20 protein-coding genes and 2 pseudogenes are annotated in these 26,063 nt (G+C 58.6%); 7 read left to right on the top strand and 15 right to left on the bottom strand.

Annotated elements, in window-relative coordinates; all coding sequences use genetic code 11:
• The first annotated feature begins 30 nt into the window (after positions 1–30).
• On the top strand, positions 31–1,932 hold the full coding sequence (locus tag AC1D2R_RS05850; protein WP_477965686.1) for an ABC transporter ATP-binding protein: 1,902 nt from the start codon (positions 31–33) through the stop codon (positions 1,930–1,932).
• Positions 1,933–2,381: 449 nt separating this feature from the next.
• Here AC1D2R_RS05850 and AC1D2R_RS05845 read toward each other — a convergent pair whose 3' ends face one another.
• The 3 genes from AC1D2R_RS05845 to AC1D2R_RS05835 form a co-directional block, all read right to left on the bottom strand.
• The gene (locus tag AC1D2R_RS05845; protein ID WP_477965684.1) at positions 2,382–2,642 is read right to left on the bottom strand and encodes a hypothetical protein; all 261 of its coding nucleotides are present in this window, start codon (positions 2,640–2,642) and stop codon (positions 2,382–2,384) included.
• A gap of 17 nt (positions 2,643–2,659) precedes the next feature.
• Positions 2,660–3,892: a S8/S53 family peptidase gene (locus AC1D2R_RS05840; RefSeq protein ID WP_477965682.1), complete on the bottom strand. Its 1,233-nt coding sequence runs from the start codon at positions 3,890–3,892 to the stop codon at positions 2,660–2,662.
• 183 nt (positions 3,893–4,075) lie between these two features.
• A complete protein-coding gene (locus AC1D2R_RS05835; RefSeq protein ID WP_477965680.1) occupies positions 4,076–5,857 on the bottom strand; it encodes a peroxidase family protein in 1,782 nt (593 codons plus the stop codon).
• Between the two features lie 1,044 nt (positions 5,858–6,901).
• Between AC1D2R_RS05835 and AC1D2R_RS05830 the strand changes: the two are divergent.
• Together AC1D2R_RS05830 and AC1D2R_RS05825 are read left to right on the top strand one after the other, a co-directional pair.
• Positions 6,902–7,643 (top strand): annotated as a pseudogene (locus tag AC1D2R_RS05830) (efflux RND transporter permease subunit).
• 211 nt (positions 7,644–7,854) lie between these two features.
• Entirely contained in the window at positions 7,855–8,721 is an 867-nt protein-coding gene (locus AC1D2R_RS05825; RefSeq protein ID WP_477965678.1) for a lipid kinase, read from the top strand.
• Here AC1D2R_RS05825 and AC1D2R_RS05820 read toward each other — a convergent pair.
• Positions 8,718–9,203: pseudogene (locus AC1D2R_RS05820) on the bottom strand (transposase); the annotation flags it as partial. The gene AC1D2R_RS05825 and the pseudogene AC1D2R_RS05820 overlap by 4 nt on opposite strands.
• A 280-nt stretch (positions 9,204–9,483) precedes the next feature.
• Between AC1D2R_RS05820 and mazE the strand changes: the two are divergent.
• The 3 genes from mazE to AC1D2R_RS05805 all read left to right on the top strand — a co-directional run bounded on the left by mazE (position 9,484) and on the right by AC1D2R_RS05805 (position 11,729).
• Positions 9,484–9,747: a type II toxin-antitoxin system antitoxin MazE gene (gene mazE / locus AC1D2R_RS05815; RefSeq protein WP_477965676.1), complete on the top strand. Its 264-nt coding sequence runs from the start codon at positions 9,484–9,486 to the stop codon at positions 9,745–9,747.
• The gene (gene mazF / locus AC1D2R_RS05810; protein ID WP_477965674.1) at positions 9,747–10,106 is read left to right on the top strand and encodes a type II toxin-antitoxin system toxin MazF; all 360 of its coding nucleotides are present in this window, start codon (positions 9,747–9,749) and stop codon (positions 10,104–10,106) included. Before mazE ends, mazF begins: the two co-directional genes overlap by 1 nt.
• Before the next feature lie 390 nt (positions 10,107–10,496).
• Entirely contained in the window at positions 10,497–11,729 is a 1,233-nt protein-coding gene (locus AC1D2R_RS05805) for an MFS transporter (RefSeq protein WP_477965672.1), read from the top strand.
• A 388-nt stretch (positions 11,730–12,117) separates the two neighbouring features.
• Here AC1D2R_RS05805 and AC1D2R_RS05800 read toward each other — a convergent pair whose 3' ends face one another.
• The 11 genes from AC1D2R_RS05800 to AC1D2R_RS05750 all read right to left on the bottom strand — a co-directional run bounded on the left by AC1D2R_RS05800 (position 12,118) and on the right by AC1D2R_RS05750 (position 25,148).
• Positions 12,118–13,185 carry a lipocalin-like domain-containing protein gene (locus AC1D2R_RS05800; RefSeq protein WP_477965670.1) on the bottom strand — a complete coding sequence of 356 codons (1,068 nt, stop codon included), beginning with the start codon at positions 13,183–13,185 and terminating at the stop codon, positions 12,118–12,120.
• On the bottom strand, positions 13,175–15,583 hold the full coding sequence (locus AC1D2R_RS05795; RefSeq protein WP_477965668.1) for an ABC transporter permease: 2,409 nt from the start codon (positions 15,581–15,583) through the stop codon (positions 13,175–13,177). The genes AC1D2R_RS05800 and AC1D2R_RS05795 overlap by 11 nt, the downstream gene beginning before the upstream one ends.
• Entirely contained in the window at positions 15,580–16,239 is a 660-nt protein-coding gene (locus tag AC1D2R_RS05790; RefSeq protein WP_477965666.1) for an ABC transporter ATP-binding protein, read from the bottom strand. Before AC1D2R_RS05790 ends, AC1D2R_RS05795 begins: the two co-directional genes overlap by 4 nt.
• 168 nt (positions 16,240–16,407) lie before the next feature.
• Positions 16,408–17,337 (bottom strand): phosphatase PAP2 family protein, encoded by a 930-nt coding sequence (locus tag AC1D2R_RS05785; protein WP_477965664.1) that lies wholly within the window; start codon positions 17,335–17,337, stop codon positions 16,408–16,410.
• 142 nt (positions 17,338–17,479) lie between these two features.
• Positions 17,480–18,550 (bottom strand): ABC transporter ATP-binding protein, encoded by a 1,071-nt coding sequence (locus AC1D2R_RS05780; protein WP_477965662.1) that lies wholly within the window; start codon positions 18,548–18,550, stop codon positions 17,480–17,482.
• Positions 18,547–19,374: a carbohydrate ABC transporter permease gene (locus tag AC1D2R_RS05775; protein WP_477965660.1), complete on the bottom strand. Its 828-nt coding sequence runs from the start codon at positions 19,372–19,374 to the stop codon at positions 18,547–18,549. Before AC1D2R_RS05775 ends, AC1D2R_RS05780 begins: the two co-directional genes overlap by 4 nt.
• Complete coding sequence (locus AC1D2R_RS05770) at positions 19,371–20,273, bottom strand: carbohydrate ABC transporter permease (protein ID WP_477965658.1); 903 nt, start codon at positions 20,271–20,273, stop codon at positions 19,371–19,373. Before AC1D2R_RS05770 ends, AC1D2R_RS05775 begins: the two co-directional genes overlap by 4 nt.
• Positions 20,274–20,382: 109 nt before the next feature.
• Entirely contained in the window at positions 20,383–21,615 is a 1,233-nt protein-coding gene (locus tag AC1D2R_RS05765) for an ABC transporter substrate-binding protein (protein WP_477965656.1), read from the bottom strand.
• Between the two features lie 63 nt (positions 21,616–21,678).
• A complete protein-coding gene (locus AC1D2R_RS05760) occupies positions 21,679–22,581 on the bottom strand; it encodes a sugar phosphate isomerase/epimerase family protein (RefSeq protein WP_477965654.1) in 903 nt (300 codons plus the stop codon).
• Between the two features lie 11 nt (positions 22,582–22,592).
• Complete coding sequence (locus AC1D2R_RS05755; protein ID WP_477965652.1) at positions 22,593–23,627, bottom strand: Gfo/Idh/MocA family protein; 1,035 nt, start codon at positions 23,625–23,627, stop codon at positions 22,593–22,595.
• Between the two features lie 321 nt (positions 23,628–23,948).
• Positions 23,949–25,148 (bottom strand): multidrug effflux MFS transporter, encoded by a 1,200-nt coding sequence (locus tag AC1D2R_RS05750; RefSeq protein ID WP_477965650.1) that lies wholly within the window; start codon positions 25,146–25,148, stop codon positions 23,949–23,951.
• A 208-nt stretch (positions 25,149–25,356) separates the two neighbouring features.
• Here AC1D2R_RS05750 and AC1D2R_RS05745 point away from each other — a divergent pair, with 208 nt between their 5' ends.
• Positions 25,357–26,052: a TetR/AcrR family transcriptional regulator gene (locus tag AC1D2R_RS05745; protein ID WP_477965648.1), complete on the top strand. Its 696-nt coding sequence runs from the start codon at positions 25,357–25,359 to the stop codon at positions 26,050–26,052.
• Positions 26,053–26,063: the final 11 nt, after the last annotated feature.

Genomic DNA, 26,063 nt, shown 5'->3' with positions numbered 1-26,063 from the left:
TTGAATCATCCGGCTCTAGGGAGAAATACAATGGCCGAGGAACTGGAAACGGAGCGCTCCGACGTTCGGGAAGACGGACGGCGACCGCCCCGCGCCGTCGTCGGTTCGCAGCGTATCGAAGAGGAGATGTTCGGCAAGGCCTTCGACAGCAATATCATCAAACGAATCTGGGCCTTTGTGCATCCTTATCGAAAGCAGGTGTGGCTGTCGGTCGCGGCCGTGCTGACGTTCACCGCAATGCAGTTGCTGATACCGCTGATCATCCGCTACGCGATCGACCACGGGATGAAACCCGGCGGCGGTCACTCGGCGCTGACGTGGTCGATCCTGGCGTTTCTCGTCGCCATCCTCATCAACTATGCTGCGAGTTACGCACAGGAGACGCTTGTCGGCGGCGTTGCCGAAGACGTGCTCTTCGACATCCGCAGGGCGATGTTTTCTCATCTTCAGCGCGTGTCGCTGTCCTTCATGGACAAGACGGAAGTCGGCCGCCTGATGTCGCGCCTGCAGGGCGACGTCAACTCGATGCAGGAGTTTCTTGAAACGTCGGTGCTCTCGGTCGGCGATATCGCGCTGCTGTTCGGGATCATCTTCGTGATGCTCTATCTCGACTTCAAGCTGGGCCTGCTGACACTGTCGGCGCTGCCTATCCTCTTCGTTGTCCGCCTCTTCTGGCTGCCGCTGGCCCGAAAATCGTTCATGGCGGCGCACGAGACCAACTCGGTTGCCAACGGTGCGCTTGCCGAAGCAATCCATGGCGTTCGCGCGGTGCAGAGCATGGACCGCCAAGGCGTTAACTTCGCGCTATACGACGACAAGGCCAGAGCCAACCTGCAGGCGCATCTGACGGCGGCGCGTTATGCGCAGGTCATGGTGCCCATTGTTGACTCGCTCACCGGCGTCGCGATGGCGCTCGTCATCGTCGTTGGCGGTGCACGTGTACTGAACCAGGCGCTCGACGTCGGCGTGCTCGTTGCCTTTCTCTTCTACATCCAGCGTTTCTTCGATCCTATCCGTTCCCTGACGCTGCAATATTCCGTCATGCAGCGCGCCATGGCCTCCGGCCAGCGGCTGACCGAGGTGTTGGATGTGCCTGTCGAGATCGAGGATGCGCCTGACGCCAGGGTGCTGTCCAAGGACATGGACGGCTCGGTCGAGTTCAGGGATGTTGTCTTTGGCTACAATCGGGAGCACCCAGTGCTCAAGCATGTCAGCTTCAAGGTCAATCCAGGCGAGACCGTTGCGCTTGTCGGGCCTACCGGCTCGGGAAAATCGAGCTGCATGTCGCTTATCCATCGTTTCTACGACGTGCAGCAGGGTCAGGTTCTGGTGGGCGGCCACGATGTGCGCGCATTGACGCAGGATTCGCTCGGCGACCAGATCGCCATGGTCCTGCAGGAGCCGTTCCTGTTCACCGGCACGGTGTTCGAAAACATTCGTTATCACAAGGCGGCCGCTACGCGCGAACAGGTGATCGAGGCCGCCAAGGCCGTTGGCGCCCACGACTTCATCATGCGCCTACCCGAGGGCTATGACAGCATCCTTGGCGAGCGCGGCGGCAATCTGTCGCTCGGCCAGCGCCAGTTGCTGAGTTTCGCGCGTGCTCTCATCGCGGATGCGAAGATCCTGGTCCTCGACGAGGCGACGGCGAATATCGACAGCTATACCGAGATGCTGATCCAGAAGGCGCTGGTCAAGCTGTTGGAGAACCGCACGGGCCTGGTCATCGCGCACCGGCTGGCCACGATCCGCGAGGCGGACCGCATCATCGTGCTACAGAACGGTGAGCTGATCGAGAGCGGCAACCACCAGCAGCTAATGAAAAACAAGAAGCTCTACTCGCGGCTCTACAATCTAAACTACGCGTCGTTTGACGATATTCCGGAGCAGGTGTTTGTAGGGAGCCAGCCGGAAGGCCCCAACGCCACATAATGCCAAATATAAAAATCGCACCGAGTAGTCTAGTCGGCGCCGACCTAACTCAAACTGGTCCAATCTACGGCCGAATCGATCCAATGAATGTGTATTTTCGATGCCACCCTAATTACAAAATGCAATTCCAGATAAATATATATTTTTCGTTTCGGTTTCTAATCGATATTTTTCTGTATTTAGTTTTAGTATAATTTCTAGCATTTGCTTCCCTCTTGGGAGATGGGCGATGCAGCCCAATCATGCATGTTCGCCTGCTCATTCCAGGCTGATTGCGCTCGCATCATCGACACACAAAAGAAGGTTTTTTCTTCGAGTGATCCGCGGGAACCGACTGGCTCGGCTTAAATACTTTTTTGGCGTGCTGAGCAGCACGCTCCGCAGCGACAGCTCTAGATCGAAGTAGCGTGTCGCTTATGCGTACCGCGTCGGGGTCACTTGACCGTCGACTAACCATCGTTCTTTGGGCCATAGCCCTCAATGCGGGGGTTTGAATACGGACCATTGAAACCTTCGGCAGCTTTTCCCGAGTTCGAAACCGCATTAGCGCGCACCTGCACCGCATACTTGCCGTTCTCGGGGTCGATCGGGACGACACCGAACGCGGTATCCATGGCAGAAGTATCCACACCTAAGAGACTAGCCGCCCGGGCTAGGTCCGGAACGCCACCTGGTGATTCAATCGTCATCAAAACAAACGGGTCGGCCATCTAGTCTCCGGGGATCATTACAAGCCGAAGTGGCTTGCGACTGCCTTAGGTCGTATTACGCCTGCGCCATAGTCCTTGTTCCACGCTAAGCCGGGGCCCGGCCGCGCAAGCGCGTTGGCTTGGAATTGTGAGAATAGGTCCTTCGAGGTCACATTGCCAGCCGGAAGCTTGGTTCTGATCGCCGCGATGCATCCCGCGGCTACCGGGCAGGCAGCGGAGGTGCCGGAGTCAGGTGTTCCCGGTCCAAACGCTTCAGAGCCGACGAAATGCGTGTAAGCGGTCAAGTCCGGTTTCTGGCTTGCCATTCCGGCAATCCCCGGCCCTTGCGACGAATAGCCGACACGGGTGTCGGAGACATCACAGCCTGCGATTGTCAGTACATCGGGATGGGCATTCGCCCCACTGATACTCCCTGCCGTCACGCCCTGACAACGCCCGTCGGGGCAATCGGCCCCGCAGTTTCCCGCGGCGAACAGCACATCTGCGCCAGACCGGGCCAGAGTTCCCACCATGATGTTGAACGGGTGATTGGGATTGTCGGCATATCGCCCGGGATGGCCGATCGGAAAATCCCAGCTCGGATGGTACATGCCCCAACTGTTGCTGACTACCAGAGCCTTGTATTTCCGTAGGAACGACGCCGTGCTGCGCTGTGTGTTCAGATACGAGAAAGCAAGGAGCGCGTCGCTCAGGAAGCCCGCCATGGCGCTACCGCCGGGCGTCGTCGATTTCAAGATCGGAAAGTCAAGCAGGGTGCAGGCGGGGGCTGCGATCAACGCGTCGAAGGCACACATTGTGCCGTGGTCGACCGCAAATTGACCGGGTGTGTGAGCAACACCGGGTGGAGCCCAGAATACCAGGCGATCGAGCTTGGGTCTCAGGCCGCGTCCGCGCAAATGCGCGAGGTTGATCCCGGTGTCCATCACCGCGACCGCGACACGGCGGCCGTCCAGTCCTTTGGAAAGTAGTCCTTCAACGTCGAGCTTGATCTCGACATCTGACTTCGCGCCGACAGCGGTCGATCCGCAATGCGGCGTCTCGAGCAATCCGATTTCCGGATCAGCGAAGATTTCGATACCGCGATTTTCCTGTCGCAGACGATCGATGTTTTCCGTGTCGATCGTTCCTCGGGTCACGAAAGTCGGCGCGACGTCGGCGGTTGCCATCGCAAGATTGATGCCTTCGGCGCGCTTGGCCGATAGCGGCAGCGGCGGAAATTTTGGATCGATATAGAGGTCGGTGGACCTCATTGTCGTATAAGTAGGTGCAGCAAGTCCACCTGGTGTGAATGCCGCGAGACTGAGCGAGCGTAGGTTCTGTTCCGCGGGCATCGACACAATTACCGAAACGCGCATGACATCCTCCATCGAAAGCGGGACAGGCTGGATATGAGAGGCGATCGCGCGGCAGGGGTTCGCCGCGCGATCGAGGCATCACTGCATCACGCTGGCAAAGCGCATCCATTTGGCGATGGAGTCGATCGGCGAGTTGTCGGGCATCCGCAGCGGGCTCTGATCCGGCGTGAAGCCGCGGGAGAGCGCGGAGTCCGGGTCGGCAAGCAACACGCCCACGAAGGTGAGCGCGACCAGACAGCTTCCGACCTCGCCCAACCTGTTGCCACCAGCTGCTTCCGCCTCCGCCAGGATGTAGAACCAGAGCGGCGTGCGTTCATGGAACTTGGCGTTGGTGTTCTTCAGGAAATCCCGCAGGTCCGGCTTCGTATTGAACAGAGCGGAGACGTCCGCGATGGGCGAAGATTGGACGGCACCGATCTGCTTGAGGTGTTTGTGCAAAGCCTGTCCGGTGGGAAGACGAAGATTGTAGCCGCGGCGGAGGTTTCGTCGCGCCAAGCTTTTGAAGAGCTTTTTCAGGTTATCGTCCGTCTCGTCATTGCCTTCCTTGACCATCAGCCGTAACGGCGGGGCGATATCGGTGTCGATCTTTCTCGCCATACGGGCGGGTTGGCCGTCGGATGTGTCGTGCGGTGCAACGCCGGTGAAGCGTGTCCAGTCGATCACCCAGTTTTTCGGGAGCTTCTTGTCGGTGTCGAGACGACCGCCGCCTCCGGTGAACTGGAAGATCAGATCGAGCGTCGCATGGGGAAGGATGCCACCGGGTCTCCCGAAATTCTTGTTGTAGTCGTAGACGGCTCGAACCATTGAATGACCGAAGCGATACCCGGCCGACGAGAATTCCAGGGGCAGCGCGTTGCCGAGCCTGGTATTTTGTCTGCGAGCATCGAACTCTGCCCTGAACTTGAAGAAATGCGACGCGCGGTCGTCGACCACGCGCTGCACCACGGCAGGGTCGCACACCCCCTTCAGATAGCCTTCGACGATGAGCCACTGATAGTGGAGGCGCGTGAGCGTCTGTGCAGAATGAAAATCGGCAATCCATCCGGTGTCGTGACTGGACAGAAAATCGACGACCTTGTTGTGAAACCTGAGGAAGCTGAGATGGAACTGCGCGACGATGAGGTTCTCATCGTTGCGATTGTCACCGATGATCGCCCTTTGCGGGAGACTGGCGGCATATTTCTGGAAGGCGTCGGAGGGCATGCTGGCCTGGGCAAGACGCAACGCAGCGTCGCGGACACTGGCTTGAACCTGCCCGTATCGGGGTAAATCGCGATGTTCGTCGATCGTGTCGGGCAAAGGACCGGGCTCGATAGCAGTCCCCACTCGCATCTTGTTTTTCAAGGTGGGGTGACGAAGTCCGGAAACGACCTTTACCACATCCGCCGTGATCCCGGCTCCGACAACCGACCCGCCGTACACGCTGTCGAGGTCAAACCGCGGCGACCGCGCGTTCCTCAGTTGGCTCTCGACCTCCGACGATGCCGCAGGCGGATGCGGATTCACCATGCTAGACACCGCGCTCTCGCGGTCCGTTCGCGCCGTCAGCTCATGATCCAGAAACTGCCCCCAATAGGTGAACACCGGAGGAAGCGTCGAATCTTCCTCGGGTGCCTCCAAGGCATTGGGGTCCGCGACCACATCAATCATGATGTCCCCGAGTTCGTCGAGTTCACCGACCGTCTCACCGGTCTCCGGCAGGTAATTCTCCGGCGCGTCCAGAGGCGGGACGAAATATCCGAAATCCGCCTCCTCATCGATGGCGACATCTGTCCCGGCAGGTGGCCCTGCCCTGAGATCCACTGGTGGAACCTTCCCTTCCTTTTCTGTTCCTCCATGCGATTGAAACAGTATACTCATAGAAATCCCTCCGGTTTCCAGCCCGCGAGGATAATCCCCGCAGCCAAAGCGCGAAGTCAACCAATCAAAAGTCGCCATAAAATTGATTATCGCAAAGTTATCAACATACAATATTCGACAAAGAACGGATTATACTGATACAAAACTACATTCCATGACCGATATCCAAACACCTTTCGCAGCATGGCAGTCTATATTAATAATGTTATTTGCAACCTTGAATCGCTTGGTCGATTCTATGGCGCGCAAACTCCTGCGTGGCCTAGCCCTCGCCCATCGCAAGTCGTCGCAAATGTCCTAGCTGCTCATCGAACTCAGTGTTCGACAACGAAAGATTGTGAAAAATCGGTTCGAAGGGGTTGCCGCAGCCAAATTTCCGAGAAACGATTTTGCTTCAAGACAGACAAACAGATGGTGGGAATTATGAGACCTTAGCTTGTTAGCAGCGGCATCGGAAAAAGCGTTCATCGTGTTGCCCGGCGGCTCAGCTGACCACGGCCGTCAATCAGGTGCGCGCCTATGCACGCATCTGAGAAACGCGTGGCCGCCTTGCTGCTGCTGGATCACCTCCTGCCGACCGGAGGCACTTTTGGGAAAAACCTTCGCGCGCACGAGGGATGACTTCCGTAAAGAGATTGACAAGCATTATCCGACGATCGTGAAACGCAAGCGGGTTGATGCACGGGGGATATGCGACACCAGCGTGCAAGGAATTTTCCACTACACTAAATGGTAGATCCCTTCAGGGTGCGCGTTCACTTGCTCGAAGTCCGGTCCATTGCCAAGAATTTCCCGGAACGGGGCCAGCGCGCGATGCTGTGGGCGTCAGTGGATCGGGCAATTGAACTCGCATGGAACCCCGAATTAAAGAAAATCCATCATGGCATGGTCATTGCCGGGATAGCATCGCGGTAAACAGCATGCACCGGCGCGACCGTATGTCGTTCCATTGCGACCGAAAATCGAGGGCGCGATTGACGAAACCATGACATCCTCGGCCTCAAGGTTCGTTCCGCAACGGGGGCACTGGTTCCTCTCGGCACCTTGGTTGATATCAAAGACACCAATGGCCCTACCTTGGTCCAGCACTACAACATGTACGTTTCCGTTCCGGTTCAGGGAAATCCGGGACCCAGCGTGTCGACCGGCGAGGCGCTTGCCAAGATGGAGACGCTTGCGCAGGACATGTTGCCTGCGGGGACGAACTTCGAGTGGAGGAACTCACGTACCAGGAGGCAAATACCGGAAGCACGGCGATCTACATCTTCGCCCTCTCCGTGGTCTTCGTATTCCTCGCCCTCGCGGCGCAGTACGAAAGCTGGACGTTGCCATTGGCGATTATCCTGATAGTCCCGCTCGCAATCCTCGCCGCACTGCTCGGCGTGCACTTCCGCGGGCTGGACAACAACATCCTGACCCAGATCGGCCTTATCGTCCTCATCGGCCTTGCGGCGAAAAATGCGATTCTCATCGTCGAATTCGCCCGCCAGGCTCAGGAATCGCGGAAATCCGCGGTCGAGGCTGCGGTGAAGCGACACGGCTTCGCCTCCGTCCGATCTTGATGACAGCATTCGCGTTCATCTTCGGCGTATTGCCGCTGATGATCGCGACAGGTCCAGGCGCGGAGATGAGGCAGTCGCTGGGAACGGCAGTCTTCTTCGGGATGCTTGGTGTAACGATCTGTGTAACGATCTTCGGACTTTTCCTGACGCCCGTCTTCTACGTACTGTTGCGGTCGCGATGGAAGCCCAAACCGGTGACCGTGATTGCCCCGGAAGCGACTTAGAATTTGTAGGACCGGGCTCTGCCCGGTCCTACCCGTTTGTTGAGGAAACTTGTCTTGGGTCTGGTCAACGTCCGACCGCCGAGGGAGTACACGCTTTGGCCCAAGGCTAGCTCGAGCTTTAGTTGGGATGCAGGCCTAAATTAGTTGAAAGCCTTGGGTCTCCCCAATTCGTCTCCCATATGGTAACCGACGAACGTAGGGTGGAGGTCGCATGGACGTAGCATTACTGCTAGTGAACCCGAAATCAAGACGCGGTGGTGAAAGCCTCCCAGAGATCAGGCGCTTGCTGCGCAAAGCACAAATTGAGTTCGTAGAACCTGTCATTTCCGAGGGGGACAACAGCTCGGATTTGATATTGAAGCATCGGGGACAGGTCAGCCGCATAATAGTAGGTGGCGGTGATGGCAGCCTTAATGACGCCGCGCGAGGACTCCTCGAAACGGGGCTCCCGCTGGGTGTCCTCCCGCTCGGCACAGCCAATGACTTCGCCAAAACGATGGCGCTTCCCCCGGATCTTCCTGCAGCCGTGCAGGTTATCGCCAAAGGCAGGCCGACGGAAGTCGATCTCGGCATGGCGAACGGACACCCGTTCTTCAATGTGGCCAGCATGGGATTTAGCGCCAATCTGGCTGCCTCCCTGTCCGGCAAAGCTAAGAAACAGTGGGGGAAACTCGGGTATGGAATCGTAGCACTCAAGCTTCTCGGAAGCTCGAGGTTATTCAAGGCCACTGTCGAACATGATGGTGGGGTCGAGCGGGTAAGGACGCTTCAGATTTCGGTCGGAAACGGGCGTTTTTATGGAGGAGGTATGACTGTCCATGCGGACGCGACCGCCACGGACGGGTTGCTTGATTTCTACAGTCTCGAGGTCGATCACTGGTGGCGACTTCTGGCGCTGCTCCCCGCTCTTCGCAACGGCACTCAAGGCAAATGGGACGATGTCCGGGCATTCTCCACAAAAGCGCTTACTGTACGAACTAGCAAACCCCGATCGGTCAACCTCGACGGAGAGCTGAAGACAAAAACTCCCGTAGAATTCATGATCCTTGAAAAGGCTGTTCAGGTATTCTTGCCCTAGAGTACGTCGAAGAAATCTGAGTCAGCATCCTGCGCCGTGAAGTAGTTTCGCATTCTTGCGGTTCGAAGAGTTCGACGATATCGCCACCGGTTTCCACAGGGCGTAGACAGAGCGTTCTTTCTTTGCCCGCAGAAGTGCCTTGAGTGTGGGGAGGCGTTCTCGTTCGGATTAAAGTTGGGCATATAAGGCGGGATGCAGAGGAGTACGCAGCCTGCAGGTCTAGGGCGTTGCGAATTCCGTCGGCCTTATGGGCCGGTAGGTTTTCCATAAAGACGACGTCGCCGGGCGCGAGCATCGGCACGAGAACCTGCTCGACATAAGCCCGGATGCGACCCCGTTCAGCACACTATCAAGGACCATCGGTGCGGTCATGCCGGAAAAGCCCCCCGGTGAAGGTCGTGGTCTTCCGACGCTTCAGGATGTCTGGCTGCTCCGGCTCCGATGCATGTGCGGCTTTTTTTGAATGTGAAGCCGCGCTTCTGAGTTGGGCTACCGCGAAGATTGACGCTGTACTGAGCGACTTTTAAGATACCGCGAGTTTATTGGCGAAACTTACATATGAACCGGCAAAGTCCGGTTTGGGCCGACAGCCGACCGAAATGTCCTGAATTATTGAGCATAATGCCACAAGAGGCCAACGGTCTGTCGAGGGCAGTCCGATCTGACATTCCCAGGCGGAAACAGCTCTTGCATGATCCTACCGACGGACTTGTAGATCACTGTGGAGTGCTATATATGTAGCACATCTTGGAGGTTACTGGGATGTCAAATACAGCCAAAATTCGCCGTCAGGGCGGGGCAACAGTCTTTAGCATTCCCCCTGCGCTTTTGAAGATGCTTGGGGTGGAAGTCGGTGCAGAGCTTACCTTGGTCGTTGACAATGGTGCGCTTGTCGCAACGCCGCTGAAGACCAAGAAGAGATACACGCTCGCCGAGCTTCTTGAAGGGGCCGATGAAATGGTGGCCCTGAACAAACAGGCAGCGGCTTGGGAGTCTGGTGCCCCGGTCGGGAATGAAGTGCTCTGATGGTACGGAGCAATGTTCCGAAACGCGGTGATGTATTCCTTGTTGATCTGAACCCCGTAGTCGGAAATGAGATGAAGGACGACCATCGGTGTGTCGTGATCTCGCCTCGCGAAATCAACGTGCTGGGGATGTGCATGACAGTGGCCATCACGACTGGCGGCGCGTTTGCCCGAAAAGCTGGTATGGCTGTAAACATAACCGGACACGCAACCAACGGCGTGGCTCTTTGTAATCAGGTCAGAAGCTTAGATATTGTGGAACGGGTCAAGCAAAGGACTGCTCGGCACATGGATACCCTCAATGCCACAATCGTCGACGAGATTGTCGCCCGAGTGGTCAGCATTATCGACATCCCCTAAGTTATTGCCCCAAAGGCTTATTCCTGCTCAGGCGTGACGTGTGGCCCGTCAATCGAAGCTAATCTAGCGTTTTTTTACAGGGTCTGCAACTCCGCAACCGGCCACACATGTCGAGAAGCAGGGAAGTTATCCCTGGATTTCAACCACGCAACCGACCTGAACGGCATTCGGGAATTCCGCAACAAGGCCGTCACCACACTGCCATAAATTCGAGCGCCGTGCCCACGAACCAGCGCAACGATCCGACAGCATTAGCGGACGAGTGACTTCTCCATTGAAAAAGCTACTGCCTGGACCATTCCATTCAAATGTGACCTCGACGCACCTCTGTCGGGGTTCTAAAAAAACTGCAGGACAAAAGGGACGAAGCGGACCCCTTGGGAGAACTTCATGACTGCATCAGTTTCGGAGGCTACGACTCCGGTCGATACGCCGAGCGTCTCTCGGCCTCGGGTCTATCTATCGGTATTGCTCGCATTGGGCCTCTCGCATCTTTGTAACGACACGATCCAGTCCCTTATTCCGGCAGTCTATCCGATTTTGAAGAGCGAGTTCGCCCTCGACTTCGTCCAGATCGGCGTCATAACACTTGTTTTCCAGGTCGCAGGAGCGTTGTTGCAGCCTGCCATCGGGCTCTACACTGACCACCACCCCTTGCCCTACTCGGCGGTGTTCGGCATGGCCTTCACACTCGCGGGGCTGATCAGCCTGGCCTATGCCTCGTCGTATGTACTCATTCTCGTCTCCGTGACCTTGGTCGGTATCGGTTCATCCATCTTCCATCCGGAGGCGACACGGGCAGCGCGATACGCATCCGGCGGCAGGCAGGGATTGGCCCAGGGCATTTTCCAGGTCGGTGGACAGGTTGGCGGCGCACTCGGCCCGCTATGCGCTGCGGTCTTCATCGTTTCGAACGGCCGGCACAGTCTGGTGTACTTCACGGCGATGATCGCTCTGGCGATGTTTTTGCTCGCGTGGAGCGCTCGCCAATACTCGTCGATCCAGTCACAATTCGACTCCGCGCTTCGCAGTAAGAGCGCGAAAAGCGCTCACCCGGATCACTCGCGCCGCACCGTCATCATCGGCCTAGTGATTCTGACGCTTCTCATGGCGTCCAAGCTGACGTACCTCGAGAGCTTCCGTTCCTTCTACACATTCTACCTGATGGACCGCTTCGGCGTTTCAGTGTCCACGTCGCAGTTGATGTTGTTCGTGTTCTTCATCTCGTCCGCAGCCGGCGTGCTCCTTGGCGGCATCGTCGGGGACAAGATCGGTCGGTATCGCATTATCTGGATTTCCATCCTGGGGCCGCTACCCCTGACCATGCTCTTGCCCTATGCCGACCTCTTCTGGACGGGTGTACTGACGGTTGGGATCAACCTGATCATGGCAAGCGCATTCGCCTCGATCATGATCTATGCCATGGACCTCGTCCCCAAGCGGATTGGGCTGATAGGTGGCATGTTCTACGGCCTAAACTTCGCAATAGGTGGGGTTGCCGCAGCGTTCTTGGGCGGCCTAACCGACAGGATCGGGATCGAGGGCGTCTATCAGATATGCTCATTCATACCGATTGCTGGCTTTCTGGCGATCTTCCTGCCTCGTCTCGAGGTCAAGCGATGAGCGGTTGTGGCCGCCGCTTCACTCCGCGGTTGGCACTCCAGTGGACGACCTGCGACGTGCATTGCCGAACTTCACGCGGAGGCTTTCTGAGGGTTTAGGAAGGGGTAGTCGAAAAGCCCCGGCATACTTACTTGCGGCGCGCGAGGCGGGCTGAATTTTGCGTTAGTCGCAATGATCGCCAATGGCGCAATCCTGCCGAAGCCACTCCCTGCTGTCGGCCCGACATGAACCCTGCTTATACGTGATGCGATAAAACCACGTTCGGTCGTCGTTCCGGTATCCGCGGCGACATGGATCGCAAGGACGTCGTGCGCAAACAGCCTTTGCCGATTGCGGACATTGCTTAGCGAAGACGTCCACCAGTGACGACTATCCCTGCGGCATCCCGTTAGTAGCCTGTCATTTCAAGATAGCCCTGCCCTGAGCTACTGCCCTCGATTTGTATCGGCCCCTCCCAGTAGGGCGTTGAGGTCGTCATCCAGGCTTGGTCATTGAGCGCCTTCGTCCGGATATCAAGGCCTCGACTGGCGACCGTCACTCTCCACTCAACTGGGATCGCCTTGCCACCGACGTCCGCCGTCCTCAACGGTTCCAGCGAGACGTCTTCCGAACTGAGTGGTGACGTCTTGCCGTCGCTTCCGATCCAGTTCGCTGAGATGTAGCCCTGGCCTTTATCGCGGAGTCGAAATGCCATGACCTTCTCTCCGGAGGCCAAGTGCAAGGAAAACCAATCCCAACCCATCTGGTCCGACGCCAAAGGCTGTGACGACCACTCCCTGTCGAGCCAGGCTTTTCCGGTGACCGCATGGCGTTCGCCGTCGAGCTCAACCGTCCCGCGCACCTCGTAGAAAGGCTGTGAGTAATAATAGCTCGCCTGACCCGCCGCGGATTTTACCGAATAACCCTGGTCCCCCTGAAAGACCAACGGGCCTTCAGCATCGAGGGTCAGGCGATAAGCCATGTCGGTGCCCTTTGCAGCGAGTTCGAGATGGTCCAGTTCGTCGTGTGAGGCGGCGGCTCCGCTCTTCATCTGCCAATCGTCGATCCATGCCTCGAACGGAGCATCATTAACTCCTGCCTGCCCAATTCCTCCGCGTGCCAGTCGCTCGGCCACGTAATGGTGCTCTGCGGTTGTGACGGCGGCGTGGCCGATCCAGACTTGCGAACTCGTCCAGCCACGCTGATCTTTAGGAGCAAGCGCTGAACGGAAGAGCGTCCACTGCGCGCCCATTTCTTGACCGTCGACAGTCTGCAGGTTGGCGGTGACGTACCACCATTCGATACGGAAATCGGGATGTGCTCCATGATCTCGCGGAAACTCAAGCCTATTCCCTCGCTCTGGTACCGAGAAACCTTCGGCGTTCGACCCAAGGCCTGCGAAGCCCTGAGCAAGGACCGCAATGGGTAGCAACAGGGACGCGACCAGGGCCGTGAGGAGGATCGTTCTAGCGTTCATTCGCGAATACCTTGAGGAGATCGGCGGGATCGGTCTTTGCAAGACGACGTACGGGTATCGCAACCGAGATGGTGGCCGCGATCAGTGCCACGATGCCGAGCCTCAACCAATCCATTGGGAATAGGATCAACGGCAGTCGCCATCCGAAAGCCTCGACATTGATGATCTCCAGCAAGACCCAGGCGAGCGCCAGTCCGACCGGGATCGATGCGATGAAGGTAGCGAACCATAGAGCAAGGGTCCGGATGACTTCCACGAGGGCAAGGTCGCGGCGGCGAAGGCCCATCGCCCAGACGGGCGCGAGCTGCGGCAAGCGGAGTGATGACAATGTCAAAAGGCTTGAAAACATCGCGAACCCTGCGACGGCCAAAGTCAGCAGGCTGAGCGCTCCTGTGACAGCGAAGGTCTGTTCGAAGATTGCCGTAGACTGTCGCTTGAGCGAGGCCTGGTCGACGATGTTGCTTTCCGGGACGCCAAAGTTCTCGTTGAGCCTCCTTTTAAATTCTGGCACCTGCGCCGGCTCCATGCGCAAGCCGTATCGCAGCCTGGAGATGTTTGGATAATGTTGGACCAAGACATCCAGGCCAATAATAACCTCCCCTGCGGGATTGCCGTAGTCGGAAAACACACCGACGACCCTGGCCTCCCAACCGCCGGGAAGTTCGATCTGCTGTCCAAGCGCGGCTTTTCCAGATCGCCAGAGTTGCTCATTCACCAATGCACCACTTCCATTGGCAACCTCGTCCCATGTTGTTGGCGATCCAAGGATTAGCGGCCAGTGATCGCGGTAGGTTGGATCGTCGACCACGCCAAAAATCTGCATCCGCTGTCCAACAACCTCACCCTCCGTGCTCCAGATAGGGAGCACGGCTTTTGCTTGAGCGGGAAACCATTGCCGAAGACGTTCGGCTTCGGCCTCATTGCGAGCCGTGACGTACACCTCGGCGGCCAGGCGCTGATCGAGCCAGCCGAGGAACGTCTGGCGAAAGCTGGACACCATGGTCCCGACACCAATGTTTGCCGACAGGGCCAGCAGCAGCGCCATAAGCGGAAGGGATAGGCCTGGCAGTTGCTGGTGCGTATCCGCCCAGAACCAGTGAACAAGTACATGCTTCGACGCCTTCTGCGCTAGCGCCATCACGCCCGCCAACACCGGTGGCAGAACAAGCGCGGCTCCGAGAAGGAGAGTGGCGAGGACCGCGAAGCCGGAATAAATGCCTCTACCGAACAGGATCAGCAGAGCGGATGTCAGCAGGAGGAGTCCGCCGATGCCTGCCTGCACCGTCAGACTTCCCGTGGATGCCCGTGCCCACGCCCTCTGTTGCGCCGCCGCGAGTATCGGCATCTTCCGGACTCGCCAGAGATGTTGAGCCGAAGATAGTGCTGTGCCAGCAAGCGCAATCGCCACGCCTGCCAGCCACCATTCTGGTCTTAGGGAAAGCGTCCCAGGCACGCTTGCGCCGTAGAGACCACGCAGTGTCGCCGCGACACCCGGCAGGAGAGCTGAAGCCACGAAGTACCCTAGAACGACACCGATGCCCCCCGAGAAAAGTGCGAAGACGATCGTCTCCACGAGCAGCATTGCCGTCAGAGAGCGGAGGGAAACGCCGAGCGACCTGAGAGTCCGGAACGTTGAGCGGCGCTGCTCGAAAGAAAGGCCGGTGGCCGAGTAAACAATGAACAGGCCGACAACGAAGGCAAGGAAACCAAAGGCTGTGAGATTGAGGTGGAAACTGTCGGTGAGCCGCGCGACGTTCGGTCGCTCCCCGGCAACTTTAAGCGCCAGTTCGGGTGCAAGACTCTCGAGAGGCTCAAGGCCCGGCCTCTGCGACCGCGCCACGACAATCTTGCTCAGTTCCCCCTTGCGGTTCAGTAGGCGGTCGGCAACGCCGATATCGACAAAGGCCGCGCCATCTGGAAGATCGGCGGCGATCTTAACCGCAAGGCCTTCAGTGTCTTTGAGGCGGGCGGCGGTAGCGGCTGAAACCAACAACAGTCCTGGAGAGCCGACAAAGTCGACAAGCTCGGAGGCCTTTGAAATCGTGGACACCTTTCCTGCCGGCGGCATGCTCAAGAGATCGATGCCAATCAGCCTGATACGCGCCTCGGCAAACCTGTAATCGCCTTCGATCACGGGCGATACGTTCCAGCCCGCTCTTCGCAGCCTTACGTATGTCTGGGGCGGCGTTGACCCGCCATCCTTGGCAACAAGTTGGTCGAATTCGTTCTGTTCAAGCACCGCCGCCGCGCGCCCGTAGCTTGCTCTTGCTTCAGCATTGATCGCCTGGACCCCTGACCACAGCGCTGTTGCAAGCGCTACACCAACAATCAGCGTCGCCAATTGCAGCGGTCGGTAGCGCCAGTGGGAAAGCAGCGCCGAAAGGGCGATCCAGCTCATGCGGCAACCTTCCCCCCACTGAGCGTAATTCGGCGGTCAAGCTTGTTGGCCAGCCGGTTGGAATGGGTAACCAGAAGAAGAGCAGTGCCCGACGACTTCGTGAGGCTCAACATGATGTCGAGCACAGCATCCGCCGTGCTTTCATCGAGATTGCCCGTCGGTTCGTCCGCCAAAACGAGGGGTGGTCTCGCTGCCAGCGTCCGCCCGATTGCCACCCGCTGCTGCTGTCCCCCTGAGAGCTGTTCGGGATAGCGTCGCAGGAGTTGACCGATCCCGAGCGCTTCAACAAGTTCACTTTCCCAAACCGGATCGGACCGCCGGGCGAGCCTCGCATGGAAGGAGACATTCGATCCGGCGTCGAGGCTGGGGATGAGATTGAATTGCTGGAAGATCACGCCGACTTCGGTTCGTCGGAAGTTCGCGCGGCCAGCGTCGTCGAGTTTGGTGATTTCTCGCCCGTTCACCAGAATGCTGCCGCCGTCCGGCTTGTCTAACCCGCCCGCCAGATGAAGGAGAGTGCTTTTCCCACTCCCCGACTCCCCTGTCAGGGCAAGGCTCTCACCTCTTGCCAAGTCGAGGCTCACACTCCTGAGGACGGGAATTTCGCCTTCGGCAGTTTGATAGGATTTTGTGATGTCTGACAGCGAAAGGATCATGAAGGTCTCAATCTGCGAACCCCACCTATCTAGCGCGCCGTGCTGCAGATGGCAGTGCCCACCGGCTGTCCGCTGGAATGTTTCCGATCAAAATTGTGTCGATATCTCGACACGCAGGCTGCGAATGGCGGCCATCGTTACACTGCACGAATTATGAACCTCGGCTAGTCAGTCAACAGCGCTAGGCACTGAGCGAGATACAAGCCATCGCCTGACTAACCAACACCCACATGCCCAGGCAGCGCCAGCGCTCCAACCGCCCAGAACGTCAGTAGGATAGTGAACTCCAAGGTAGACGCGGCTGACTCCGATCAGGAGGGTCAGCAGCAGCGCCACAGCTACAAAGTAGTAGCGCGCTCCCTGGATGGTCTGGTTGCCGGCCAACAACAATCCCAAAGTCAAGTATGTCACCGCGGACACCATCGCGTGTCCGCTTGGAAAGCTGAAATCGTTGACCTCGACCAGATGCGCGACCAGGTCCGGACGGGGCCGGGCCAAGCCGAGTTTCGTAAAATGGCTGATCAACCAGCCGCCGAGCACGCTGAGGAACAAGAAAACGGCGTCGTTACGCCTAGCTATGATAAAGAGATAAACGATCGCCAGGAAAGAGATCAGACACAAGACAGTCGTACCTCCCAGGCTTGTCAAATCGGTGAACAACCGCGTCAGCCATACTGGCCCGATCGGCGTGTCGATGTCCCCAGGCTGGCGCAATGCAACCAAGATTGCGCTGTCGAACTTCGAGGTCTCGCCCTCGAGCACTTCGCCTGCAATCCTTACATAGAGGAAGGCACCGCCCGACACCACGCAGAAGGCGGCGATTACCGCGGGCTCGAGACTCCGAACTCGCTTTGCCCACTGCAAAGGCCGGTCAGTCCTGATTATACCCATCTTGCGCCGCTCGAAATTCCTAACCTTCTGGCTTGTCGTATCTTCCAGTGTTTCCCACTTTATGTCCATCGCATAGGCGGATGACAGGTGCGGAATGCCAGATACGCGCCGGCTTCTTTGAGCAGTTCCGGAACTGCCATCGGCGGCGGAGTAACAGGCTCGGGCGGCACAATGACACATCTGCAGCAGGGTGAGAGTTCGTTCCATTCGATTGTCACGTAACAATACCCAGGGCGAACGCAGGTCGGCGGCCGTCACACTGTCCTTACGGCACGGGCATCAACCAGCGGCAGTCGGGCGGTAACATCCGTCGTGGGCGGCCGAAAAAGGCGGCCGCCCCTCATCGGTATCAGATGCGGATGCCGCTCGTTTCATCGAACAGATGCAATTGCGCCGGATCGACGGTCACGCCGATCGTCTCGCCGGCGCGAGCTGTGCCGCGGCCGGTTTCGACGATCGTCAGCTCCGGCGTCGTCGCCGCAGTTATGAAGGTCGAGGAGCCGGTGGACTCCACGACTGCCACCGGCACGTCGAACGTCCCCTGCCCCGCCGTGGCGATGCCGATATGCTCCGGCCGGATCCCGACCGTGACCTTGCGACCCGCTTGCAATAGGTGATCGATCGCAAGCACGTGCTGTACCGTTCCGAGATCGATCTTAAGGCTCCGGCCATCCTCGGCGGCGATGGCCGGGATGAAGTTCATGGCCGGAGAGCCGATGAAGCCGGCGACGAATTTGTTGGCAGGCGCGTCGTATAGTTCGAGCGGCTTGCCCTGCTGCTCGATGATCCCTTCGCGCATGACGACCACGTGGTCGGCCATGGTCATGGCCTCGATCTGGTCGTGGGTCACGTAGACCGAGGTTGCGTGCAGGCGATCGTGCAGGGCACGGATTTCCTTGCGCATGTGGACGCGCAGCGCCGCATCGAGGTTGGACAGCGGCTCGTCGAACAGGAATGCCTTCGGATGGCGAATGATGGCGCGGCTCATGGCGACGCGCTGGCGCTGGCCGCCGGAAAGCTCGCGTGGATAGCGCTTGAGTAGGTTCGACAGGCCGGTGGTGGCCGCGACTTCCTCGGCAGCTTTCTTAGCCTCCGCCTTGGGGGTTCCGCGGATGCGCAGGCTGTAGGTCAGGTTGTCCTCGACCGTCATATGGGGATAGAGAGCGTAGGACTGGAAGACCATTGCCACGTCGCGTTTGCGCGGCGGCACGTTGTTCATCAGCTGGCCGGCAATCTTGAGGTCGCCGCCCGAGATACTCTCAAGGCCCGCCAGAGACCGCAGGAGCGTGGACTTGCCGCAACCGGACGGGCCGACGAGCGCCACGAAGGTGCCCTTGGCGATCGAAAGATTGATGTTCTTGAGGGCGTGGTAGGCGCCGTAGTGCTTGTTGACGCCGCTGAGCTCGATCTGATTGGTCATTTGAGGGCTCCAGAGGTGAGGCCGGATACGATGCGGCGCTGCAAGAGGACGAAGATGGCGAGGATCGGCGTCACATACATCGTCGCATAAGCCATGATGTTGTTCCACTCGTTGGTGTTCGGCCCCATGAAGGAATTAAGACCAACGCTCGCTGGCTGAAGCTCGGCGGCCTGGATCATCGACTTCGAATAGACGAACTCGCCGAAGGCCTGCATGAAAATCAGGATCGCGCTGACGAGAATGCCGTTGCGGGCAAGCGGCAGCACGATGTTGAAGAAGGCGCCGACGCGGGAATTGCCGTCGACCAGTGCCGCCTCCTCGAGTTCCATCGGCACAGCCATGAATGTAGCTCGCACAAGGACGACGAAGAAGGGCATGCTCTTTGCGGCTATCGCGATGATAACAGCGATACGGGGATAGTTCAGCATGCCTAACTGCGAGAAGCCGACAAAGATCGGGGTCACCATCAGGGATGCCGGCAGAACCTGCAGCATCAGGATCAGGAATAGGCCGATGTCCACCCAGACGTTGCGATAGCGTGCCAGAACATAAGCACAGCCGACGCCGAGGACAGTGATAAGCGTCACCGAGCCGATCGCGATCACCAGAGAGTTCCAGAGATAGCGGCCCATCTCGCGGCTTTCCCAGACGTAGCCGTAAGTGCCCCATTGGGGATCGCTCGGCCAGAAGCTGGGCGGTGTCGCAAACATGTCCGATCCGCTCTTGAGAGCGGTGATGTACATCCAGTAGAGGGGGAAGAGATAGATCGCCGCCATGACGATGGCGATCGCGAGCATAAGGCGGTTGCGTATCGTCTCGCTCATCCGCGCACCTCGTGGCGTGTCGAGCGGACATAGACAACGGATGCGAACATGACGAAGATGATCATGATGACAGAAATGGTTGCGCCCTTGGCGAAATCATATTGGCGGAAGGACAAATCCCAGGCCCAGTATTGCGTGACGTTGGACGAATTGTTCGGCCCGCCCGATGTGATCGCGGCGAAGAGGTCGAACTGCTGGAGCGTGAAGATCAGCCCGAGCGCGACGATGGCGCCGATGGTCGAGCGCATCATCGGCAGCGTGATCGTCCAGAAGCGCTGCCAGGCATTGGCGCCGTCGAGCTCCGCCGCCTCATAGAGGTCGCCCGGAATGCCGGAAAGCCCGACGGAGAGCAGGATCATATTGAAGGCAGTGCCAAGCCAGACATTGGCGATGATGACGGCATAGAGCGAATAATGCGGATCCGAGCGCCAGAAGATGTTGCTGCTGATGATACCGCTTTCCTTCAGGATGAAATTGAGCACACCAAAATCGCCCGAGAGGATCCAGTTCCAGATCGCGCCGACGACGAGGCCGGGCATCACCCAGGACACCAGGAATAGACCGCGCATCCATGAGGCGCCGGGAAAATTGACCCAGAAGAACAGCGCAAGACCAAAGCCGATCAGGAACTGGCCAGCGATCGAGCCGACAACGAAGATCACGGTGTTGCGGAAGATCGGCCACGTCTCCGGCTGCGCGAAGAGGTCGGTGTAGTTCTTGAGGCCGACGAAAGGGCGCGAGAAGGTGCCGAGGCTGAACATATCAACCTCCTGGAAGCTCATGACCACATTGTAGATGAGCGGCAGACCTGCCATCACGAAGAGAAACAGGAGCGGAAAGGTGACAAGCGCGATATCAAAACCCCGGCCGTCCCTGACGCTGGAAAGAATCCTTTTCATCGGTCCTCCGATACTCCGAACGGGGCTGCCTGGTGCTTTCGCCTGAAGACAGCCCCTGCCGGGAGGAAATTATGGGATGGCCCGACGGCCATCCGGTTATGCCGGGAGATTAACCGAGGACTGCCTTGATCTTGTCTGCGGCCTGATCAAGCGCGTCCTTGGGGCTCATCTGGCCGGTCAGTGCGGCCTGGATCGCATCCTGGATCGCCTTGGAGATCTTCGGCCATTGCGGGTGCGGACCACGCGGCTTGGCATATTTCAGCTGCTCGATGAAGACCTTGAGGGCTTCATCCTTGAGCACTTCGCCGGTCGCCGGAATGACGATGTCCGAGCGGGCCGGGAGCTGGCCGTAGTTCTTGAACATCTTGTCGTCCTGCGAAGCGAAGAACTCGAGCGCCTTGAAGGCTTCCGCCGGGTGTTTCGTGCTCGCAAAGACTGCCCAGTTGAAGTCTCCCATTGCCGACGAGCGCTCAGCACCTTCCGTCGGAACTGGAAGCAGCGTCACGCCCCAGTCGAACTTGGCTTCCTTCATCATGCGGTCGAGTTCCCACGGACCGGAGATCGCCATCGCAGCATTGCCGGAGTTGAAGGTCCCGGTGGAATCCCACTGACCGCGCGTCAGAGTATCCGGCGAGGCAAGCTTCTCGTCCATGATGGTCTTCCAGGTGTCGAGCGCCTTGACCGCACCTTCGGCATTGATGTTCTCGTAGCTGCCACCACCCATCTGCGCCCAGGGGAGGAACTGGAAGGTGCCTTCCTCGTTCGCCTTGGCGGAGAACGCCAGTCCGTAGACATTCTTGGCTGGATCGGTCAGCTTGCGTGCGTCCTCGACAAGTTCGCCCCATGTCTGCGGCGGCTTGTTGGGGTCGAGACCCTTCGCCTTGAACATGTCCTTATTGTAGTAGAGCGCGATCGTGTTGGTCGCCTTCGGCACACCGTAGTACTTGCCGTCCCACTCGACCGACTTCAGCGGGCCAGGGAAGTAGTTGTCCGGCTTGATAACGGTGGATTTGGAGATCATGTCCGTCAGGTCAAGGAAGGCCCCGCGCGACGAAAACAGCGCGTGCTCCGGATTGTCGACGGCAATGATATCGGGCGCCTGGCCGGTCGCGTAGGCGCGCATCGCTTCGGTGACGACGTCATCGAACTGGATCAGACGGTATTCGATCTTGATGCCGTTGTTCTGGGCATTGAATGCCTTGACGAGATTCGGTGCCGGCTGGATGTCCTTGTCCAGCGCCCAGAGAGTCAAGGTGACGTCCTCTGCCTTGGCAGCGAGACCGAAGAGCGAGACGCCTGCCAGCGCCAAAGCGCCGATCATTGCAAATTTGCGGATACCCATAGTTCTCCTCCTTTGTGGTTATCCCGTCGAGCCGGCGATTCCTCCTCGCCGGCTACCATACTCTCAAACCGGATCGACGACGAAATCGCCGCCCCGGGCATGCTTCAGATGGTTCAGCGCATAAACCTGTCCGGTCATCTCGAGCGCATCGCGGTAGACCGGGTCATGCCAGCCTTCGATGTCGATGGAACCGGACCAGCCTGCAAGGCGAAGCTCGGAGATGATGTCGGTCCAGTTGCTGTCGCCGAAGCCCGGCGTGCGCATGAACACGAACTTCTCCTTGCCGAAGATCCCGTGCTCTTTGATCACATCCCAGCGGATCGTCGCATCCTTGCCGTGAACATGGAAGATCTTCGAGGCCCATTTGCGGATCTGCGGCAACGGCTCGATCAGATAGACCATCTGGTGGCAGGGTTCCCATTCGAGGCCGATGTTGTCATCAGGCGTCTCGTTGAAGATCAGCTCCCAGGCATCAGGGTTGTGCGCGATGTTCCAGTCGCCGGTCGCCCAGTTGCCGTCCATGGCGCAGTTTTCGAAGGCGATCTTGACGCCCTTGTCGGCTGCGCGCTTGGCAAGCTCGCTCCAGATTTCCTTGTAGCGCGGCAGGCTGTCGGTCAGCGGCTTGTTGCGGATGCGGCCGGTAAAGCCGGCAACGCAGGTGGCGCCGAAGTGATGCGCATTGTCGATGCAATCCTTCCAGCCTTGCAGCGTCTGCAGGTCGATTTCGGTCGTCTCGAGCGGATTGCCGAACATGCCGAGCGTGGAAATGGTAATGTCCCGGTCGCCGATAGCCTCGATCGAGCGCTTGCCGAGTTCGGCGAGATCCTGGCCGTTGGTGGTCTGCCAGAAGAAGGGTTCGAAGCTTTCGAAGCCCATGTCTGCAATCTGGCCGATGCGCTTGTCGGCGCCGCCCTTGGAGGCGCTCACCATGGTGCCGACACGAATGGACTTTGCGGGGTTGCTCACAATCTCGATCCTTATGCTGAAATTTCAATGCGCTTGCCGGTCTTTGCGCTCTCGATCGCGCCGAAGACCATGGCAAGGCTTCTGATGTTGTCGGAACTTGCTGTCTCCGGCCGCGTGCCGGTCCTGATCGACTTGATGAAGTCGGCGATCACACTAGCGTGGCCGTGGGTCTCGTCGTCGTTCGCGGGAGCGGGAACCCCGACCGGCCTGAAGCCAGACAACAGGCCTTGCTCCGCGCCTGCGACCGCTGCCCGGAAGGTGTCCTCACCGTCCCAGCTGAGCATTCCCTTGGAGCCGACGAGGCGCCATTGGCTCTCCCAGCTGGTGCGCTCGCCCTCGGCGCACCATGAGCCTCGGTAGGTGAACACGACGTCGTCAGCAAACTCGAAAGTGGCGTTGGCGGATGCGCCGTGCTGGTACCACGAGCCCTTCGGGTTGCGTTCAACACAATAGACGGCAAGCGGCTTCTTGTCAGCGACGAAGCGTGCCGCATCGAAGGTGTGGATCGCCATGTCGAGAAGCAGGACATTCTGCATTTCTTCCCGGAAGCCGCCGAAATGCGGTGCGAGGAAGAAATCGCAATGAATGGCTGTGATATCGCCAATCGCACCGCTCTCGACGAAGCGTCGCATGCGGCGCACGCCCGAAATGAAGCGGCGGTTCTGGATGATGGCGTGGATCTTGCCCGTTTCGGCGGCGAGATCGATCAGGGCCGCGCCGTCGGCCAGCGACGTCGCCATCGGCTTCTCGCTCAGCACATGGCAGCCGGCCTTCAGCGCCGTCGAAACGACGTTGAAACGTGCAGTCGGGATGACGACGTCGAAAACGATGTCGGCGTTGGCCTCGGCAATGACGCCGGCAAGGTCGGTGCCGATGACCGCACCGCTCAAGCCGAATTCCTCGGCGAGCTTTTCGGCCGCGGCCGGATTGACGTCAACGAGGCCCTTGACCTCGATCGCGGCTGCAAGAGCCGGGGTTTCCTTGATGGCGCGCAACCAGCCCTTGGACATGGCTCCGCAACCGCAGAGAACGGCATTCAATGTCACGATTTCCTCCGGTGGACCGCTTCCGGTTTTCCTCCCGAAACGTGTCCCGTAAACGTTTACGATACTAAGCGGAAACGTTTCGCAGTGTCAAGAGATGCGCAATTGGGAGAAATGCTGCGGAAATCCACTGCGAATGCCGGGCCTTAGGAGTAAACGCGCTGCAGTGCAGCATAAAAAAGTTCTGCCATCGAATGGACGGCCTGGCTGGCGCTTGCCGCAGACGGCCAACCAGGTCCCGAATCTGACCTGTTCGATCGCCGGGAACCAATCTCAACGATCCCGATGCGATAGCCGCACCCTGACCCGGGTGCGGCCGCATCATCACTCCGCCGGAGCGACGGCGGCGCGGCGACCGATCGTCGCCTGCGTCAGAAGGAAGGCAAACAGCGCGCAGAGCGCGATACCCATCGTCATCGGCAAGGCCGTGCCATCCGCAAAGAAAGCGGAGATGACCATGGCGACGGCGGCGATGACGAAATGCAGGGTTCCCATCAGCGATGATGCGGTGCCGGCAATTTCACCGTGATCTTCGAGAGCGAGCACTGCGCTTGTCGGGATGACGAGACCAAGAAAGCCATAGCCGATGAAAAGGAAGGCGACGAGGACCGGCAACTGGTCGAAACCCGCCGCCATCAGGACCGCAAGAACGATCATGACGAATGAAAAGGCCGTGACCGCGAGCCGCATGACGCGCACCAATCCAAAGCGATCGCCGAGCCAGCCCGTTGCCTGCGACACCGTGAAGAACGAGACAGCATTGACCGAAAACGCGAGGCTGTATTGCGTCGGCGACAGCCCGTAATGCTCGATCAGCACGAAGGACGAGTTGGCGAGATAGACGAGGAAACCTGAAATGCCGAGACCGCCGATGAAGGTCAAGGTCATGAAATTGCGGTCGCGAAGCAACAGGGAGTACGCCGCCATCGCCGATTTCAGGCCGCTGCCGGCGCGATCCTCCTTTGACCGCGTTTCGTCGAGCTGGGTCGCCAGCAGGACAAGACCTATGAAAGCAGCGATTGTAACTGCCCAGAAGACGCCGCGCCAGCCGTAAAACTGAATAACGGCGCTACCTGTCAGCGGGGCAAGGATCGGCGAGATGCTGAAGACGAGCATCAGCAGCGACATCAGGCGCGCGGCCTGAACGCCGGTATGCATGTCGCGAACGATGGCGCGCGGTACCACCATGCCGGCGGCACCGCCGATGCCCTGGAGGAAACGAAACATGACTAGCGTCTCGATATTGGTGGCAAGCGCGCAGCCGATGCTGGCAAGTGCAAAAATCCCGATACCGAGGTAAAGCGGCAGCTTGCGCCCCCAGGTATCCGAGATCGGACCATAGAGAAGCTGTGCAAGCGCGAAGGAAATGAAGAAGGCGAGAAGTGTCAGCTGGGTGACGCTGTTATCCGCGCCAAGGTCCTGCCCGATCGATGGAAGGGCGGGAAGATACATGTCGATCGCGAAAGGACCGATGGCCGAGAGAAGGCCGAGGATGAGTGCAATGCGAAAGAAGGGAGCCGTCATAGTGGTAATCTTTCATGAAACCGCGGCGAAGTGACCGGATTGTCGCTCCGCCGCATTGCTCTCGAGGGGTTCATTGATGGTCGGTCGCCGACGAAAACGCTCTTGGGAGGACCCGTGCCCCCGGCAAACCACTGTGTCTATAAATTTGGACACTAATGTCAAATTAGACACTATTGTCTAAAACGTCAATACGCCTTATCTTTGCTTCATGAAGAATAGAGTTACACCGGCGAAGGGGACGGCAGGGCATACGCAGCGCGGACAGTGTGCCAAGCGCTTGTCCATCCTTGAAGCCGCGGCAAACGTTTTCTGCCGCCAGGGGTTCGCCGGAGCTAGCATCGATGAGATCGCCGCCGAGGCGTGCGTGTCGCGCCAGACAATCTACAATCACTATCGGGAAAAGGAAACGCTGTTTGTCGCCGTCGTCGACGACGTGATGAACCGAGCCAATTCCATGCTGTTTTCGGTCCTGACCAGTTTCCCGGACAAGGCGGACAACCTGGAAGACGACCTGACTGCGTTTTCCGTCCGGCTCAGCAAGAACTGCATCTGCAATCACGACGGTAAATTCCTGCGCAAGCTGGTCCAAACCGAAGGCGAGCACTATCCTCACCTCTTCGCTTCGTGGCGGCAGCAGGGACCGGGAAAACTGACAAATGCACTATCGGCGCTCCTGGCAAGGCTGAACCATAGCGGGGCATTGGCAATCGACGATTTCGATCTGGCAGCGCGCCAGTTTGTGGCCCTCTGCAACGCCGATCTGCAGATGCTGACGCTGTTTGGCGGAACGCCGACAGACGACCAACTGGAGAGCGCGGCCCGCAATGCTGTGCGTACGTTTCTGCGCGCCTATGGCAAGGCCGACGGTCTACAGCGGCCGCAGCTGACGGCGATTGGTGCCTAGATTCAGAAAAA

The organism is Rhizobium sp. P1_C7 (genome assembly GCF_056406295.1).
This window is presented reverse-complemented; position numbering and strand designations above follow the sequence as displayed.